Below are 970 nucleotides of genomic sequence, written 5' to 3'. Positions count from 1 at the left end.
GCACATACCTACAGCCATTTATTTAATTTACGTACAACAGGATTACGTTTTTTTACCGTTTATGGTCCTTGGGGCAGACCAGATATGGCTTTATTTATTTTTACCAAAGCTATAATAGAAGGTAAACCCATTGAAGTTTTTAACAATGGAAATATGAAACGCGATTTTACTTACATAGATGACATTGTTGAAGGTATTGTGCATGTAATTGACCAACCGGCAGAAAGCAACCAGGAATGGGATGCATTAAACCCCGATCCAGCCACATCAAAAGCGCCGTTCAGGATATTTAACATAGGTAGAGGCGCACCGGTTAACCTACTTGATTTCGTAAGTGAAATTGAGAAACGGATCCATAAAAAAGCAATAAAAATATTCAGACCAATGCAAGAGGGTGATGTTGCCGAAACTTGCGCCGATGTATCCAATCTTGATGCGGTTTTAAATTATAAACCTCAAATTTCTGTACCTACCGGTGTTGCCCGTTTTATCGCGTGGTATAAGGCCTTTTACAAGGTTAAAAGTACACCGGTGGAGGCGATATTGTCTGAATAAGATATTTTATTTGTCATCTTAATGTCATGAAGTGTGCAAATTATACACTTTCTTTACACTTTGATTTCACACAATTTCGCCCCTATTTAAGTGTGAAAAATACAGTTTTTGAACTTTTTAACATTTAAGTCTAATCTTTCCAGGTAATTTTTAATTGTAATTTTTTAAACGGAGTACCGTTTGAAGAGCCAAAATTAAAAATTGCATGGAAAAAAAGACAAAACTCTTCGGAAAAGTGGCTGTACTCAGCATGGTTTTATCAGCAATTATCTTTTTAGGTAGTTGTAAAAAAGAAAGTGAAGGCTCCGGCTCTGGTCGCATTCAAGACACTACGCTTTCAGCAAATTTAAGCGGCTCTTCAATTTCTGCGGCTACAGCAGCAACTACTTTTGCGGTAAACTTAACTGGATTAAGA

Annotated in this window: 2 protein-coding genes; both read left to right on the top strand. The window is 36.8% G+C overall.

What is annotated here, in order from left to right; all coding sequences use genetic code 11:
• Window positions 1–555: NAD-dependent epimerase/dehydratase family protein (locus AC1DPZ_RS28010; RefSeq protein WP_477409706.1), on the top strand; the 555-nt coding region annotated here is incomplete at its 5' end.
• 205 nt (window positions 556–760) lie between these two features.
• Window positions 761–970, top strand: a 210-nt coding sequence (locus tag AC1DPZ_RS28005; RefSeq protein ID WP_477409704.1) for a hypothetical protein, incomplete at its 3' end; no start/stop codon positions are given.

This window comes from Mucilaginibacter sp. P4_G9, from assembly GCF_056400985.1.
The sequence above is the reverse complement of the archived record's forward strand: the minus strand, read 5'-3'. Positions and strand labels throughout refer to the sequence as shown.